The organism is Roseateles puraquae (assembly GCF_002205845.1).
GTDB classification, from domain to species: domain Bacteria; phylum Pseudomonadota; class Gammaproteobacteria; order Burkholderiales; family Burkholderiaceae_C; genus Pelomonas; species Pelomonas puraquae.
This window is the reverse complement of record NZ_NISI01000003.1, coordinates 152,534-168,652: the sequence shown is the minus strand read 5'-3', so window position 1 is coordinate 168,652 and position 16,119 is coordinate 152,534. Positions and strand designations below refer to the sequence as shown.

The window sequence follows — 16,119 nt, the reverse complement described above, 5'->3', positions numbered from 1 at the left end:
CTGGGTCATTCCGCCTCCGTCCCGTGCCGGGCAGGCGAGCGGCTTTCAAGCCGTTCAGGCCGCCAGCGAGGCCAGCACCTGGTTGAAGGTGGCGCTCGGGCGCATGACCTGCTCGAGCTTGGCATCGTCCGGCAGGAAGTAGCCGCCGATGTCTGCCGGCTTGCCCTGCACGGCCTTGAGCTCGTCCACGATCTTGGCTTCGTTGGCGGCCAGGGCCTCGGCCACCGGCTTGAAGCGTGCCGCCAGCTCGGCGTCCTCGGTCTGGGCGGCCAGCTCCTGGGCCCAGTACAGGGTCAGGTAGAAGTGGCTGCCGCGGTTGTCGAGTTCACCTGTCTTGGGGCTCGGGCCCTTGCCGTTGTCCAGCAATTTGCCGGTGGCGGCGTCCAGGGCCTTGGCCAGCACCTTGGCCTTCTCGTTCTTGTTCTTGATGCCGGTTTCTTCCAGGCTCACGGCCAGGGCGAGGAATTCGCCCAGCGAGTCCCAGCGCAGGTGGTTTTCTTCCACCAGCTGCTGCACATGCTTGGGCGCGGAGCCGCCAGCGCCCGTTTCGTACATGCCGCCACCGGCCATCAGCGGCACGATGGACAGCATCTTGGCGCTGGTGCCCAGCTCCATGATGGGGAACAGGTCGGTGAGGTAGTCACGCAGGATGTTGCCCGTGGCGCTGATCGTGTCCAGGCCGCGGATCACGCGCTCCAGCGTGTAGCGCATGGCGCGCACCTGGCTCATGATCTGGATGTCCAGGCCGGTGGTGTCATGCTCGTGCAGGTACATGCGCACCTTGCGGATCAGCTGCGCCTCGTGTGGGCGGTAGCTGTCCAGCCAGAAGACAACCGGCATGCCGGAGTTGCGGGCGCGGTTGACGGCGAGCTTCACCCAGTCGCGGATGGCGGCGTCCTTGCACTGGCACATGCGCCAGATGTCGCCGGCCTCGACGTTCTGGCTCAGCAGCACTTCACCGGTTTCCAGGTCGGTGATGTTGGCCACGCCGTCTTCGGAGATCTCGAAGGTCTTGTCGTGCGAGCCGTATTCCTCCGCCTGCTGGGCCATCAGGCCGACGTTGGGCACCGTGCCCATCGTGCGCGGGTCGAAGGCGCCGTGCCACTTGCAGAAGTTGATCATCTCCTGATAGATGCGGGCGAAGGTCGACTCGGGCATCACGGCCTTCACGTCCTTCAGGCGGCCATCGGCGCCGTACATCTTGCCGCCGCTGCGGATCATGGCCGGCATCGAGGCGTCCACGATGATGTCGTTGGGCGAGTGGAAGTTGGTGATGCCCTTGGCGGAGTCCACCATGGCCAGCTCGGGGCGATGCTCGTGGCAGGCGTGCAGGTCACGCTTGATCTCTTCCTGCTTGGAGGCGGGCAGGGAGGCGATCTTGGTGTAGAGGTCCACCATGCCGTTGTTGACGTTCACGCCCAGCTCGTCAAAGAGCTTGGCGTGCTTCTCGAAGGCTTCCTTGTAGAAGATCTTCACGCAGTGGCCGAACACGATGGGGTGGGACACCTTCATCATGGTGGCCTTCACGTGCAGCGAGAACATCACGCCGGTCTTGCGGGCGTCCTCGATCTCCTTCTCGTAGAAGGCCAGCAGCGCCTTCTTGCTCATGAACATGGAGTCGATGACTTCACGGTCCAGCAGGTCGACCTTGGGCTTGAGCACGAGGGTCTTGCCGCTCTTGGTGATCAGCTCCATCTTCACGCTGCGGGCGCGGTCCAGCGTCAGGGACTTTTCGCCGTGATAGAAGTCGCCGCCGTGCATGTGCGAGACGTGCGAGCGCGAGGCCTGGCTCCACTCGTCCATGCGGTGCGGGTTCTTGCGGGCGTATTCCTTGACGGCCTTGGGCGCGCGACGGTCGGAGTTGCCTTCGCGCAGCACCGGGTTCACCGCCGAGCCGATGCACTTGTTGTAGCGGGCGCGGATGTCCTTTTCCTCGTCCGTCTGCGGCTTCTCGGGGAAGTCCGGGATCTTGTAGCCCTTGTCCTGCAGTTCCTTGATGGCGGCCTTGAGCTGGGCCACCGAAGCGCTGATGTTGGGCAGCTTGATGATGTTGGCTTCCGGCTTGAGCGTGAGCTTGCCCAGGGCGGCCAGGTTGTCCGGCACGCGCTGCTCTTCGGTCAGCAGTTCGGGGAACTGGCCCAGGATGCGGCCGGCCACCGAGATGTCACTGGTGACGACGTCGATCCCGGCCTGCGCCGCGAAGCGCTGGACGACCGGCAACAGCGAGGCCGTGGCCAGGCGTGGGGCTTCGTCGGTCAGGGTGTAAACGATCTGGGTCTTGTCGGCAGTCATGAGGTCTTCCAGTAAGGGTGCAATCCGCGCGGCGCTCTGTGCGGCACCGTCACGCGAACCTTGAACTCTAGCAAGCCACTCCAGCAGTTTGCTGACGTGCCCGGCAGCCGCCCAAGACAAAGCCCCGTGGCTGGCGGGCTCACGGGGCTTGTCGTGCGGGGTGGATCAGGACGCCATTTGCTGCGGCTGGGGCTCCATGCTGTTGCGGGCGGCGTCCAGGGGCGTGATGTTCTGGGCCAGCTGGCCCTTGGGCCCTTGGACCAGATCGAACTGCACCTGACTGCCCTGCTTGAGCGTGCGAAAGCCTTCCATCTGAATCGCCGAGAAATGGGCGAAGACATCATCGCCGCCGGCCTCCGGCTCGATGAATCCAAAGCCCTTGGCATCGTTGAACCACTTGACTTTGCCCAGCGCCATCATCTTGTCTCCATTCTTTGTGGCACCTCCCGGGGAGGCGGGAACGGATTCTGTTAGCGCAATAAATGGCGTCAATTCGGGACCTTCCCGGCCGGGTTCACCCGAAGCTGCTTGCAATTTCAGGGTGCGGCGCCACTTGCCCCCCATCGGCAGGGGAAACCCCCCGTCGATAGAATCGATTCATGCCTGTGTTCCCCGTCTTTTCACCGCGAAACCAGTCGGCACCACCTCCGCCCGCGCCTCCCCTGAAGCCCGGCCGTGATGAAGGCGACGGCGCGGTCGTCATCGAGCGCCAGACCCAGAAGACCGAGCCGCCGCGGCTCTATCAGGTCCTGCTGCTGAACGACGATTTCACGCCGATGGAGTTTGTAGTCATGGTTCTGCAGGAATTTTTCCGGCATGACCTGGATACGGCGACGCAGATCATGCTCAAAATCCACCACGAGGGGCGTGGCGTCTGCGGTGTCTTCACCAAGGACGTTGCTGCCACGAAGGTGGAGTTGGTTCTGGCCGCCTCCCGGCGTGCCGGCCATCCCCTGCAGTGCATTATGGAGGCCGCATGATTGCGCAAGAGCTTGAAGTCAGTCTGCACATGGCGTTCGTCGAGGCGCGTCAGCAGCGGCACGAATTCATCACCGTCGAGCACCTGCTGCTCGCGTTGCTGGACAACCCCAGCGCGGCCGAAGTGCTGCGCGCCTGTGCCGCCAACCTGGACGACCTGCGCAAGAGCCTGACGCAGTTCATCAAGGAAAACACGCCCATGGTGGGCGGCAATGACGAGGTGGACACCCAGCCGACGCTGGGCTTCCAGCGCGTCATCCAGCGCGCCATCATGCACGTGCAAAGCACCGGCAGCGGCAAGAAGGAAGTGACCGGCGCCAACGTGCTGGTCGCGATCTTCGGAGAGAAGGACTCGCACGCCGTGTACTACCTGCACCAGCAGGGCGTCACGCGCCTGGACGTCGTCAACTTCATCGCCCACGGCATCAAGAAGACCGACCCCGAGCCGCCCAAGGCGCCGGAGGGCCAGGCCCAGGGCAACCAGGAAGGCGAGCGCGAGGACGGCGAGGGCGGCAATGCCAAGGCCTCGCCGCTGGAGCAGTTCACGCAGAACCTCAACCAGCAGGCCAAGGACGGCAAGATCGATCCGCTGATCGGCCGCGAGTCCGAGGTCGAGCGCGTGGTGCAGGTGCTGTGCCGCCGCCGCAAGAACAACCCGCTGCTCGTGGGCGAGGCCGGCGTGGGCAAGACGGCGATCGCCGAAGGCCTGGCCTGGCGCATCACCGAGGGCGACGTGCCCGAGGTGCTGGCCGACAGCGTCGTGTATTCGCTCGACATGGGCGCGTTGCTGGCCGGCACCAAGTACCGCGGCGACTTCGAGCAGCGCCTGAAGGCCGTGCTCAAGGCGCTCAAGGAGCAGCCGCACGCCATCCTCTTCATCGACGAGATCCACACCCTCATCGGGGCCGGCGCCGCCTCGGGCGGCACGCTGGATGCCAGCAACCTGCTCAAGCCGGCGCTCAGCTCCGGCGCGATGAAGTGCATCGGTGCGACCACCTTCACCGAGTACCGCGGCATCTTCGAGAAAGACGCGGCCCTGAGCCGGCGCTTCCAGAAGGTGGACGTGGCCGAGCCGTCGGTCGAGCAGACGGTCGAGATCCTGAAGGGCCTGAAGAGCCGCTTCGAGGAGCACCACTCGGTCAAGTACGCCCTCGGCGCACTGCAGGCTGCGGCAGAGCTGTCGGCCAAGTACATCAATGACCGCCACCTGCCCGACAAGGCCATCGACGTCATTGACGAGGCCGGCGCCGCGCAGCGCATCCTGCCCAAGAGCAAGCAGAAGAAGACCATCACCCGCGCCGAGGTGGAGGACATCGTCGCCAAGATCGCGCGCATCCCGCCCGCCTCCGTCAACAGCGACGACCGCAGCAAGCTCAAGACGCTGGACCGCGACCTGAAGAGCGTCGTCTTCGGCCAGGACCCGGCCGTCGACGCCCTGGCGGCTGCCATCAAGATGGCCCGCTCGGGCCTGGGCCGGCCCGACAAGCCGGTCGGCAGCTTCCTGTTCAGCGGCCCCACGGGCGTGGGCAAGACCGAGGTCGCCAAGCAGCTCGCCTACATCCTGGGCATCGAGCTGATCCGCTTCGACATGTCGGAGTACATGGAGCGCCACGCGGTCAGCCGCCTGATCGGCGCGCCTCCGGGCTACGTCGGCTTTGACCAGGGCGGCCTGCTCACCGAGGCCGTCACCAAGAAGCCGCATGCGGTGCTGCTGCTGGACGAGATCGAGAAGGCCCACCCGGATGTCTTCAACGTGCTGCTGCAGGTCATGGACCACGGCACGCTGACCGACAACAACGGGCGCAAGGCCGACTTCCGCAACGTCATCATCATCATGACGACGAACGCGGGCGCCGAGATCATGAACAAGGCGACCATCGGCTTCACCACCCAGCGCCAGCAGGGTGACGAGATGGCCGACATCAAGCGCCTGTTCACGCCTGAGTTCCGCAACCGGCTGGATGCCATCGTGTCGTTCCGCCCGCTGGACGAGGAGATCATCTTGCGCGTGGTCGACAAGTTCCTGCTGCAATTGGAGAGCCAGCTGCAGGAGAAGAAGGTCGAGGTCAGCTTCTCCGACGCGCTGCGCAAGCAGCTGGCCAAGAAGGGCTTCGATCCGCTCATGGGTGCCCGGCCGATGCAGCGGCTCATCCAGGACACCATCCGCCGCGCGCTGGCCGACGAACTGCTGTTCGGTCGCCTGGTCGACGGCGGCCGCCTCAGCGTGGATGTGGACGACAAGGGCGAGACGGTGCTGGACATCCAGCCCACGCCGCCCAAGGCCGCGAAGGACAACAAGCCCAAGGCCGAGCCGGCGACTGCAGCCTGACCCTCGCGAGATCAAGGCAAGGGGCGCTTCGGCGCCCTTTTTCATGCCCGCCTGTGGGCCGTGATGCGGTCCGTGACGCAGGCCGTGACGCCGCAGTCAGGCGCCTGCCGCCGGGTCCTGCTGGAAGAAGCCGGCCAGCAGTGCGTACATCGCCGGCTCCTCGGCGCGCAGGGCTTGCGGCGCCACGAAGAAGGCCTCGGCCGCCACGGCGAAGAACTCCTCGACCGCCTCGGCGCCATACGGGTCGATCAGCGTCTGCTCGCCCGCGTCGACACGGTCGCAGAAGCGCGCCCACTCGGTGTCGATGACCTCGATCCAGCGCTCGCGCTCGGCCACCGGCAGGGGTGGCACGCCGTCGGCCGCGCCGTCGCGCATGTCCATCACATGGGCGAACTCGTGGATGACCACGTTGAACACCTCGTCCACCCCGAATTGTGCCGGGTCGTGGCTGGCCGCCACCGCGTTCCAGCTGAGCATCAGCGGCCCGCCCTCCATGGCTTCGCCGGCGAGTTCCTCGTCGTACTCGTGCACAACGCCGTCTTCATCCTCGAAGCGGCGCGGCGCTACCACCTCGCCTTCGTGCATGACGATCCCGACGAAGCCGTCGTACCAGTCCAGGCCGAGCCGCAGCACCGGCAGACAGGCCTGTGCCGCCACGGCGACCGCCACCTCGTCGGTGACCTCGAAGCCATCCACGCCGTGGAACTCCTTGGCCGCCAGGAAGAGGCTGCACAGCCGGCGAAGTTCGGCGAGGTCGGCCTCGCTTCGCTGGGCAAGAAAGGGGTAGCGCAGCAGCGTCAGCTGCCACAGGGCGTCGGGGATGGCATGTCTCTCGACGGCGCGGCGCTCGCGCCAGTCGCGCAGGGCCTTGAGGATCACAGCGGCAACCGCTGCAGCCCCTCGGCCGACAGGCGGATCACGTCGCCGCGGGGCGGTTCAGCGTCGAAATCCCAGTCTGACAACACCACGCGACGCAGGCCCTCGCCCAGGTCGTGCTCGGCCGGGCGGTGGGTGTGGCCATGGATCATCGTGGCGGCGCCGGCCTCGCGCAGCATGGCGCGGCAGGCATCGGCGTCGAGGTCGGTGGACATCAGCTGGCTGGCCTGCGCGGCACGGCTGCCTTCGCGCATCTGGCGCGCGAGTGCCTGCCGTGCCGTGAGTGGCTGCGCCAGAAACTGGGCCTGCCAGCCGTCGGAGCGCACCTGGCGGCGGAAGTCCTGGTAGGCGGTGTCGTCCAGGCACTGGGCGTCGCCATGCGCGAGCAGCCAGCGCTGGCCGAAGGCGTCGAGCCGTGTCGGGTCGCGCAGCGGTTTCAAGCCCGTGGCCGCCTGCATGTCGGCACCCAGCAGGAAGTCGCGGTTGCCCGCCATGAAGAAGAGCTCGCGCCGCCGTCCGGCGTCTTGCAGCACCTGGGTAACTTCGGCTTCGAATCCTTCATGGCGGGCGTCGTCGCCCACCCAGACCTCGAAGATGTCGCCCAGCAGCAGCACCGCCTGCGCAGGCGTTTCGGCCAGGTGGCGGGCCAGCCGGGCGAGGGTGGCCGGCGTCCCGGGGCCCAGGTGCAGGTCCGACAACAGGTCGATGTGGACCCAGTGCGCCGGGGCCGCGAGGACGGGGATCAAATTTCCTTGGCTTCCTGGATCACGACGGCCTCGACCGGCACGTCGGCATGGCCGCCCGGGCCGCGGCCGGTCTTGACGGTGCCGATCTTGTCGACGATGTCCGTGCCTTCAACCACCTTGCCGAACACCGCGTAGCCCCAGCCCGAGGGCGATTCGGACTTGAAGTTCAGGAAGTCGTTCGTGACGGTGTTGATGAAGAACTGCGCCGTGGCCGAGTGCGGCGCGTTGGTGCGGGCCATGGCCAGGGTGTACTTGTCGTTCTTCAGGCCGTTGTTGGCCTCGTTCTGGATCGGTGCCTCGGTGGGCTTCTGGTTCATCTGGGCGTCAAAGCCGCCGCCCTGGATCATGAAGCCCTTGATCACGCGGTGGAAGATCGTGCCGTTGTAGTGACCGCTGCGCACATAGCTCAGGAAGTTGGCCGCCGACAGCGGGGCCTTCTCGTGGTCCAGCTCGATGACGATGCGGCCGTGGTTGGTGGTCAGTTCGATCTTGCTCATTTTTCGATGATTGCCTTGTTGATGAGGATGGCCTTCTCGGGCAGGTGCTGGTGCACCTGGTAGGGCGAGACGGGCGCGGTGCGGATCTTGTCGACGACGTCCATGCCCTCGATGACTTGCCCGAACACCGCGTAGCCGGTGGCGGGATTGTCGGGCTGGCCATCGAGCATCGGGTTGTCGACGACGTTGATGAAGAACTGGGCCGTGGCCGAGTTCGGGTCGGCGGTGCGGGCCATGGCGATGCTGCCGCGCACGTTGGACAGGCCGTTGTGCGACTCCAGCGGGATGGGCGCCTTGGTCGGGCGCGGCTGCAGCACCTGGTTCGGGCGCTGGGCCAGCTTGGCGTCGTAGCCGCCGGTCTGGATCATGAAGTTCTCGATGACGCGGTGGAAGACGACGCCGTTGTAGTGGCCGGCCTTCACGTACTGCACGAAGTTGGCGACCGTCTTGGGCGCCTTCTGCGCATCGAGCTGGATGCGGATGTCGCCTTCGGTGGTCTGCAGCTTCACGACTTGGGCGCAGGCGCCGGCCGCGGCCAGCAGGGCAGCGAGGAAGAGGGCAGGTTTCTTCATGGGAGGGAGGTCAGCGTTTCGGGGTCAACTCACGGGTCAGGGCCAGCGTGCGGCTGATCTTGGCGGCCAGGGCGTCGCTCGGGGCGATCGACACCTTCTGCGCATGCTGGTAGGCACGCAGCGCCAGGCGCACGAGCACATCGCCGAGATTCTCCTGCGCCTGGGCATGGTCGGGCTGCACGCGCAAGGCTTGGTCGAGGGCGGCCTTGGCCTGGTCGAGCTCGCCGGCAGCGGCATGCAGCACGGCAAGGTTGTTGTAGGGGTCGGCCAGGTCGGGGAAGTCTTGCGTGAGCCGGGTGAAGATCTCGAGCGCCTTGGCGCGGTCGCCGAGTTCCATGCGCATCACGCCCAGCGCAAAGCGCAGTTGCAGATCGTCGGGCGTGCGCTGAAGCGCCTGCTCGACCTGCTCGACGGCCTGGGTCTTCTGGCCGGCCAGCCACAGGCGCTGCGCGCTGGGCAGGTCGTTGGCACGGGCGGGCAGCGCGGCTGTGGCGAGCAGGGCGCCGAGCAGCGCAAGGGTGGGGAGGGGCAGGCGCATGAGGGTTGGAGCGGGGAGCGGCGTCAGGGGTGGCCGCTATACTGATTTCATTCTATGAGCCCCGCCTGGCCGCCCCCGGTGCGGGGCTTCTTGTTGGTGGCGTCCACGCCTCGATACCGGCGCCAGCCCTTCTTCAGCGTCCCATGTCCCTGCGCGTTTACAACTCCCTCAGTCGCACTCTCGAAGACTTTCAGCCGCTCGTGCCTGGCCAGGTGCGCATGTATGTCTGCGGCATCACTGTCTACGATCTGTGCCACATGGGGCATCTGCGCATGAACATGGCGTTCGATGTCATCTACCGCTGGCTGCGCGCCAGTGGCTACGCGGTGACCTATGTCCGCAACGTGACGGACATCGACGACAAGATCATCAAGCGCGCTGTCGAGCGCGGCATCACCATCCGCCAGCTCACCGAAGAGATGACGGCCGCGATGCACGAAGACTTTGCCGCCGTCGGCCTGCTGCGCCCCGACCACGAGCCCCGCGCGACCGAATACGTGCCGCAGATGCTGTCGCTCATCGAGCGCCTGGAGCAGCGCGGCCTGGCCTACCGGGCTGAAGGCGGCGACGTGAACTACGCCGTGCGCAAGTTTGATGGCTACGGCAAGCTCAGCGGCAAGAGCCTGGACGACCTGCGGGCCGGCGAGCGCGTGGCGGTGGACGACGGCAAGCTCGACCCGCTGGACTTTGTGCTCTGGAAGGCCGCCAAGGCCGAGGAACCGGCGGATGCCAAGTGGGCGGCGCCTTTTGGTGAAGGCCGCCCCGGCTGGCATATCGAGTGCTCGGCCATGAGCTGCGCGCTGCTGGGCGAGAGCTTCGACATCCACGGCGGTGGTGCCGACCTGCAGTTCCCGCACCACGAGAACGAGATCGCTCAGAGCCAGGGCGCCGGCTATGAATTTGCCAAGTACTGGCTGCACAACGGCTTCCTGAACGTCGACGGCGAGAAGATGTCCAAAAGCCTGGGTAACTTCTTCACCATCCGCGACGTGCTGCAGAAGTTCGACGGCGAGACCCTGCGCTTCTTCATGCTGCGCACGCACTACCGCCGGCCGTTCAACTTCAGCGACGCGCACCTGGAAGACGCCCGCACGGCGCTGACGCGGCTGTACACCGCGCTGGATGCGGTGCCCCCGGCCGAGGTGTCGATCGACTGGTCGGAGCCAAGCGCCGCCGCCTTCAAGACGGCCATGGACGAAGACTTCGGCACGCCGGGCGCCGTGGCGGTGCTGTTCGACCTCGTCAACGAGGTCAACCGCAGCCGTTCGCCCGAGAAGGCCGGCCTGCTCAAGGCGCTGGCCGGCGTGCTCGGCATCCTGCAGCAGCCGCCGCGCGCGTATCTGCAGGGCGGCTCGGGCGACGAGTCGGCCTGGATCGAAGAACGCATCGCCGCGCGTGCTGCCGCCAAGGCGGCCAAGGACTTCGCCGGGGCCGACGCCATCCGCGCCGAACTCTCGGCCAAGGGCATCACGCTGAAGGACGGCGCAGGCGGCACGACCTGGGTGAAGAGCTGATGGCGGTCGTCTCGGAAGTCGTCCCGTCGTACTGGGACGAGGCCTGCAAGCACCTGGTCAAGCGCGACCGGGTCATGAAGAAGCTCATCCCCCAGTTTGGCGAGGCGCGCCTGCAAAGCCGCGGCGATGCATTCGCGACCCTGGCGCGCTCCATCGTCGGCCAGCAGATTTCGGTCAAGGCCGCACAGTCGGTCTGGAACAAATGGGTGGCGCTCACACCGAAGTTCCAGCCCGCCGCCGTGCTGGGCCTGAGCGTGGAAGAGCAGCGGGCGGCCGGTCTGTCGGCGCGCAAGGTCGAGTACCTGCGCGACCTGGCCGAGCATTTCGCCTCCGGCCAGGTGCATGTGCGCCAATGGGCACAGATGGACGACGAAGCCATCATCGAGGAGCTCGTCGCCATCCGCGGCATCGGTCGGTGGACGGCCGAGATGTTCCTGATCTTTCACCTGATGCGCCCCAACGTGATGCCGCTGGATGACGTTGGCCTGCTCAAGGGCATCAGCCTCAACTATTTCTCCGGCGAGCCCGTCTCCCGCGCCGAGGCGCGCGAGGTGGGCGACGCCTGGGCGCCGTACCGTTCGGTCGCCGTTTGGTACATTTGGCGCAGCCTCGATCCGCTACCTGTGGACTACTGATGAGCAAAAAACACTTTCTGGAATTCGAGCAGCCGATCGCTGAACTCGAGACCAAGATCGAAGAGCTGCGCTACGTGCAAAGCGAATCCGCGGTCGACATCTCCGAAGAGATCGACCGGCTCTCCAAGAAGAGCCTGCAGCTGACCAAAGAGGTCTACGCCAGCGTGGCGCCATGGCAGGTCTACCAGATCGCCCGCCACCCGCAGCGACCGCAGACGCTGGACTACTGCGCCGAAGTCTTCACCGAGTTCCAGGAACTGCACGGTGACCGCCACTTCGCCGACGACGCCGCCATTGTGGGCGGTCTGGCCCGCTTCAATGGCCAGGCCTGCATGGTCATCGGCCACCAGCGTGGTGCCGACGCGAAGGAGCGCACGCTGCGCAACTTCGGCATGCCGCGCCCGGAGGGCTACCGCAAGGCGCTGCGCCTGATGAAGCTGGCCGAGAAGTTCGGCCTGCCGGTGTTCACCTTCATCGACACCATGGGTGCCTACCCCGGCATCGGCGCCGAGGAACGCGGCCAGAGCGAGGCCATCGGCCGCAACATCCTTGAGATGGCGCAGCTCGAAGTGCCCATCATCGCCACCGTCATCGGCGAGGGTGGCTCGGGCGGCGCGCTGGCCATCGGCGTGGCCGACCAGGTGCTGATGCTGCAGTTCGCAGCCTACTCCGTCATCTCGCCCGAAGGCTGCGCCTCCATCCTCTGGAAGAGCAGCGAGCGCGCGTCGGACGCCGCCGAGGCCCTGGGCATCACCGCCCACCGGCTCAAGGCGCTTGGCCTGATCGACAAGATCGTCAACGAACCCGTCGGCGGTGCCCACCGCGATGCCAAGCAGATGGCGTCCAACCTCAAGCGCGCGCTGAGCGACGCGCTGCGCCAGGTGTCCGACCTGAAGACGCCCGAGCTGCTGGACCGCCGCTACGAGCGCCTGCAGGCCTATGGCCGCTTCGGCGACACCAAGAACCGCTGACTCTTCCGCCCCCGCTGTCGCGGTTGCGTTCAGCGGCGGGCTCGATTCCACGGCGCTGCTGCATGCCGTCACCCGGGCGGTGACGGGGCAGCGGGTCGTCGCCCTCCATGTGCACCACGGCTTGCAGCCTCAGGCAGACGCCTGGGCGGCGCAGTGCCGCACGGTTGCCGAGGCCTGGGGCGCATCCTTCATTTGCACGCGGCTGAGCGGCCGGCCCGGCCCGGCCGAGAGCCTGGAAGCCTGGGCCCGCGCCGGGCGCCACCAGGCCTTGCACGACATGACCGTGGCCGCTGGTGCTGATCTGCTGCTGCTCGCCCACCATCGCCGCGACCAGGCCGAGACCTTCGTGCTCCAGGCCATGCGCGGCGCGGGCCTGGCCGGGCTTGCCGGCATGCCCCGCGCGCAGTGGCGCGATGGCGTCTGCTGGGCGCGGCCCTGGCTCGACAAACCCCGCGAGAGCATCGAGGCCTATGCGCTGACGCACGGCTTGCGCTGGATCGACGACCCGAGCAATGCCGAGGCGCGACTGGCTCGCAATCGCCTGCGTCAGCAGCTGTGGCCGGCCTTCCCGGCGGCTGAATCTGGCCTCGCGCAGGCAGCCCGATGGGCTCAGGAGGCCGGCGAGCTGGCTGAGGAGATCGCGACGGAAGACCTCGTTCGTTTGGCCGCCGGCGCGCGGCTGGATCTGCCAGGCTTGATGCAGTTGTCGCCCGCCCGTCGCAGCAACGCACTGCGCCACTGGCTGTCTCGCCACACGGCCGCACCTGCCAGCCTGATCGCGCGGCTGCTGTCCGAGTGGCGACCCGGCGGCACGTTGAACTGGCCCGCGCCAGGCGGTGAACTGCACGCGTGGCGTGATGGCCTTTTCTGGCGGCCACTGAGAGACCTGTCTGCCGAACAGAAGGCCCTGAACCTCAGCCGGCCCGGCCATTACCCGCAGCCCGGCTGGTACGGCGCGTGGCAGGTGGAGCCGGCGTCGCAGGGCATCGCGCCCGCGCGCCTGGCGGCGCTCGCGCAGCGCGAGCGAGCCGAGGGTGATCAGTTCCAGAGGGCGCCGAACGCGGCGGCGCGCAGCTTCAAGAAGGCGGCGCAGCAGGCCGGCCTGGCCCCATGGCTTCGACATGGCCCGCTGCTCGTCGATGCCGAGGGGCGACTGGTCGCCGCTGCCGGGCTCGGCATGGATGCCCGTGCCTTCGCCGCGCAAGATGAGCCGGCCCTGGCTGTCCGCTGGGTCGAGGACTCAGCCTTGCCGCAGAGCGAAGGCGAAAGCCCAAGTGGCGCATAAAATCAGGGGTTTGCGAGCAGGGCCGTCCCGGCCGCTCAACTTCAGCCTTCGCTCAAACACATGGCTCTGATCGTCCACAAGTACGGCGGCACCTCGATGGGGTCCACCGATCGCATCCGCAACGTGGCCAAGCGCGTCGCCAAATGGGTGCGCGCCGGCCACCAGATGGTGGTCGTGCCCTCGGCGATGAGCGGAGAGACCAACCGCCTGCTGGGCCTGGCCAAGGAGCTCTCGCCGGCCAGCAGCAGCCCGGAAGTCAACCGCGAACTCGACATGATCGCCGCCACCGGCGAGCAAGTCTCGGTTGGCCTGCTGGCGATTGCGCTGCAGGCTGAAGGCATTCCGTCGGTCAGCTACACCGGCTGGCAGGTGCCGGTCGCCACCGATTCCTCCTACACCAAGGCGCGCATCGAGAGCATCGACGACAAGCGCGTGCGCGCCGACCTCGCCGCCGGCAAGGTCGTCGTCATCGCCGGCTTCCAGGGCGTGGACGGCGACAACAACATCACCACGCTCGGCCGCGGTGGCTCCGACACCTCGGCCGTGGCTATTGCCGCCGCGATGAAGGCCGACGAGTGCCTCATCTACACCGACGTCGACGGCGTCTACACCACCGATCCGCGCATCGTCCCCGAGGCGCGCCGCCTGCACACCATCAGCTTCGAAGAGATGCTGGAAATGGCGTCGCTCGGCTCCAAGATCCTGCAGATCCGCTCGGTGGAGTTCGCCGGCAAGTACCGCGTGCCGCTGCGTGTGCTGTCCAGCTTCACGCCCTGGGACATCGACATCAATGAGGAAGCCAAGTCCGGCACCCTGATCAGTTTTGAAGAGGACGAAAAAATGGAACAAGCCGTCGTGTCGGGCATCGCCTTCAACCGTGACGAGGCCAAGGTGACGCTCCTGGGCGTGCCGGACAAGCCGGGCATTGCCTTCCAGATCCTGGGCCCCGTGGCCGAAGCCAACATCGACATCGACGTCATCATCCAGAACGTCTCTCACGACGGCAAGACCGACTTCTCCTTCACCGTGCACCGCAACGACTACGCGCGCACGATGGAGCTGCTGCAGAACACCGTCGGCCCGGCCACCAACGCCGCCAGGGTCGCGGGCGACCCCAAGATCTGCAAGGTCTCCATCGTCGGCATCGGCATGCGCTCGCACGTCGGCGTGGCCAGCAAGATGTTCCGCGCGCTGAGCGAAGAGGGCATCAACATCCAGATGATCTCCACCAGCGAGATCAAGACCAGCGTGGTGATCGACGAAAAGTACATGGAGCTGGCCGTGCGCGCGCTGCACAAGGCCTTCGACCTGGACCAGGAATCGGCCGCCGCCTGAGATTTCAAAAGCGGGCCCGAAATCCTGATATAGAATGCAGGGCTTCGCTGGAGTCGTGACCGAGTGGCCGAAGGTGCTCCCCTGCTAAGGGAGTATGTGGGCAAAACCTGCATCGAGGGTTCGAATCCCTCCGACTCCGCCAAAACCCCAAAGCCCGTCCTCGTGACGGGCTTTGTCTTTTCCGACGTTCGAAGACGTTGTGACCGCCGCTTGTATGCCGCTGAACGGACGTCGTTCCTAGCAGCATCCACGCCCCGCCTCGGCGCCCCACATTGGGCGTTGCCTCGCGCCGAATGACAGTGATGGCTGGTGTTCGTGCCTTTGGCCGTGCGACGTATCGCCGTCCGACGGCTGAGCAGCCCCTTGGGGGCATGAACGCCGTGAAGAGCCGGGCGGAGATCGCAAGCGAGCGCGACAGGCTGCTGCGCTGCTACGCACGCCGCGTTGCCCATGAGCTAACGAGGCACGTGCATGGGTGCTGAGTCGAAGTTCCTGCTCCCCTGCGAGGACCGCAGCGTACGGATGAGACCCGCGACCGCTTGACCGAGCCTGAGACACCGCTCTCTGACCTCCGCGCAGAGCACGTGCCAGCCCCGGGGACTATCGAGAGGCAAAGTGCGCCTATGAGCTGGCGGTGTTCGCGTGGTTGGTTGAGCGCCGCGGGTACGACCTGACCGGCACCGCGGTCGGCTGCAGGGCAAGAATGGGCGGCCTCAGCCTAGAGCAGCGCGAAGCCGTGTTCGAGGTGGCCCGCAAGGTCTTCAAGCCGCTGGCCGGCTGCTCAGCTACCGATGAGCGCCGTGTGCTTGAGGCGCTGATTGAGGCGACGCGGCGGGATCCATTAGGGGGTCAAGTCCCTGTGAGATCGTGACGGTCCGCTCAAACAGCTGCGTGCGGAACTCGCGAGACATGGCTCGAAACGACTGCAACCAGTTAGGTTCTGTCAGAGCCGCCCGGACCTGCATCAGCCCGGCGGGCCCCGGGCCCCACTCCATTACCTGGCGCCCGAGTTCCCGATGTAAGGCTTCCAGGGCGCTGATCGCAACGATTACGCATTCGGTGTGCTGCCACCGAGGCAATGCGTGCGCATCTACGCGCTTCAGCGTGCTTGCCAGCGCTTGAAGTCGAGCCTCAAAAAGTCCGCACCCCGCGTCGTCGATCTTGCCTGACGGCGGCCAACTTGATTCAGAAAACTCGGCGCAAATGAAGGCTGCAGCTTGCACCAGCCGACGGGCACCATTCTGTAAATCTATCGCCGCTGCCTTGGCCCTCTTGCGCTCCATCTCAACTTCATGCCAGCGCTGCCAAACCAGCGCACCGATGGCGGCGATAGAGCCGACAGCCTGTATCCAAGCGGCAGGATCGAATTCTTTGATCTGAACGCCGCGTGATACTAGCCAGGCGACCATCGCGATTCCGCCATAGGCCAACGCAGCGATTGAAGCTACGAGGATCGCGAGGATCAGCAATCGGTCTTGATCTTTGGGATTCATTGTTCAACCGCCTCTCCCGGACGTGATTGTCCGGTGTGCTGACAAGGTCTACACGTTA

Annotated in this window: 15 protein-coding genes and 1 tRNA gene; 8 read left to right on the top strand and 8 right to left on the bottom strand. The window is 66.3% G+C overall.

Going from position 1 to position 16,119, the window contains the following annotated elements:
- Nucleotides 1-54: 54 nt before the first annotated feature.
- A complete protein-coding gene (locus CDO81_RS10675) occupies nt 55-2,292 on the bottom strand; it encodes an NADP-dependent isocitrate dehydrogenase (RefSeq protein ID WP_088483195.1) in 2,238 nt (745 codons plus the stop codon).
- A 165-nt stretch (nt 2,293-2,457) separates the two neighbouring features.
- Nucleotides 2,458-2,709 (bottom strand): cold shock domain-containing protein, encoded by a 252-nt coding sequence (locus tag CDO81_RS10670; RefSeq protein WP_088483346.1) that lies wholly within the window; start codon nt 2,707-2,709, stop codon nt 2,458-2,460.
- Between the two features lie 182 nt (nt 2,710-2,891).
- On the opposite strand from CDO81_RS10670, the gene clpS reads away from it, so the two are divergent.
- The gene (gene clpS / locus CDO81_RS10665) at nt 2,892-3,272 is read left to right on the top strand and encodes an ATP-dependent Clp protease adapter ClpS (protein WP_088483194.1); all 381 of its coding nucleotides are present in this window, start codon (nt 2,892-2,894) and stop codon (nt 3,270-3,272) included.
- Nucleotides 3,269-5,599 (top strand): ATP-dependent Clp protease ATP-binding subunit ClpA, encoded by a 2,331-nt coding sequence (gene clpA / locus CDO81_RS10660; protein WP_088483193.1) that lies wholly within the window; start codon nt 3,269-3,271, stop codon nt 5,597-5,599. Before clpS ends, clpA begins: the two co-directional genes overlap by 4 nt.
- Nucleotides 5,600-5,695: 96 nt before the next feature.
- Here clpA and CDO81_RS10655 read toward each other — a convergent pair whose 3' ends face one another.
- Genes CDO81_RS10655 through CDO81_RS10635 form a run of 5 tightly spaced genes read right to left on the bottom strand, consistent with a single transcriptional unit; the run spans nt 5,696 to nt 8,828 of the window.
- Nucleotides 5,696-6,475 (bottom strand): M90 family metallopeptidase, encoded by a 780-nt coding sequence (locus CDO81_RS10655; RefSeq protein ID WP_420893050.1) that lies wholly within the window; start codon nt 6,473-6,475, stop codon nt 5,696-5,698.
- Nucleotides 6,475-7,221 (bottom strand): UDP-2,3-diacylglucosamine diphosphatase, encoded by a 747-nt coding sequence (locus CDO81_RS10650; protein WP_088483191.1) that lies wholly within the window; start codon nt 7,219-7,221, stop codon nt 6,475-6,477. Before CDO81_RS10650 ends, CDO81_RS10655 begins: the two co-directional genes overlap by 1 nt.
- Nucleotides 7,218-7,718 (bottom strand): peptidylprolyl isomerase, encoded by a 501-nt coding sequence (locus CDO81_RS10645; protein ID WP_088483190.1) that lies wholly within the window; start codon nt 7,716-7,718, stop codon nt 7,218-7,220. Before CDO81_RS10645 ends, CDO81_RS10650 begins: the two co-directional genes overlap by 4 nt.
- A complete protein-coding gene (locus CDO81_RS10640) occupies nt 7,715-8,290 on the bottom strand; it encodes a peptidylprolyl isomerase (RefSeq protein ID WP_088483189.1) in 576 nt (191 codons plus the stop codon). Before CDO81_RS10640 ends, CDO81_RS10645 begins: the two co-directional genes overlap by 4 nt.
- Before the next feature lie 10 nt (nt 8,291-8,300).
- Nucleotides 8,301-8,828, bottom strand: coding sequence for a tetratricopeptide repeat protein (locus CDO81_RS10635; protein WP_088483188.1), 528 nt, complete (start codon nt 8,826-8,828; stop codon nt 8,301-8,303).
- Nucleotides 8,829-8,971: 143 nt separating this feature from the next.
- Between CDO81_RS10635 and cysS the strand changes: the two genes are divergently transcribed.
- The 6 genes from cysS to CDO81_RS10605 all read left to right on the top strand — a co-directional run bounded on the left by cysS (nt 8,972) and on the right by CDO81_RS10605 (nt 14,710).
- Nucleotides 8,972-10,342, top strand: a complete 1,371-nt coding sequence (gene cysS, locus CDO81_RS10630) for a cysteine--tRNA ligase (protein ID WP_088483187.1) — start codon at nt 8,972-8,974, stop codon at nt 10,340-10,342.
- Nucleotides 10,342-10,977 (top strand): DNA-3-methyladenine glycosylase family protein, encoded by a 636-nt coding sequence (locus tag CDO81_RS10625; protein ID WP_088483186.1) that lies wholly within the window; start codon nt 10,342-10,344, stop codon nt 10,975-10,977. Before cysS ends, CDO81_RS10625 begins: the two co-directional genes overlap by 1 nt.
- Nucleotides 10,977-11,948, top strand: coding sequence for an acetyl-CoA carboxylase carboxyltransferase subunit alpha (locus CDO81_RS10620; RefSeq protein ID WP_088483185.1), 972 nt, complete (start codon nt 10,977-10,979; stop codon nt 11,946-11,948). Before CDO81_RS10625 ends, CDO81_RS10620 begins: the two co-directional genes overlap by 1 nt.
- Nucleotides 11,917-13,233 (top strand): tRNA lysidine(34) synthetase TilS, encoded by a 1,317-nt coding sequence (tilS, locus tag CDO81_RS10615; RefSeq protein WP_088483184.1) that lies wholly within the window; start codon nt 11,917-11,919, stop codon nt 13,231-13,233. The genes CDO81_RS10620 and tilS overlap by 32 nt, the downstream gene beginning before the upstream one ends.
- A 60-nt stretch (nt 13,234-13,293) precedes the next feature.
- Entirely contained in the window at nt 13,294-14,568 is a 1,275-nt protein-coding gene (locus tag CDO81_RS10610) for an aspartate kinase (RefSeq protein WP_088483183.1), read from the top strand.
- A 49-nt stretch (nt 14,569-14,617) separates the two neighbouring features.
- Nucleotides 14,618-14,710: transfer RNA gene (locus CDO81_RS10605), tRNA-Ser, on the top strand.
- Between the two features lie 643 nt (nt 14,711-15,353).
- On the opposite strand, the gene CDO81_RS10600 is transcribed toward CDO81_RS10605, so the two are convergent.
- Nucleotides 15,354-16,061 (bottom strand): hypothetical protein, encoded by a 708-nt coding sequence (locus CDO81_RS10600; RefSeq protein ID WP_144397211.1) that lies wholly within the window; start codon nt 16,059-16,061, stop codon nt 15,354-15,356.
- Nucleotides 16,062-16,119 lie beyond the last annotated feature (58 nt).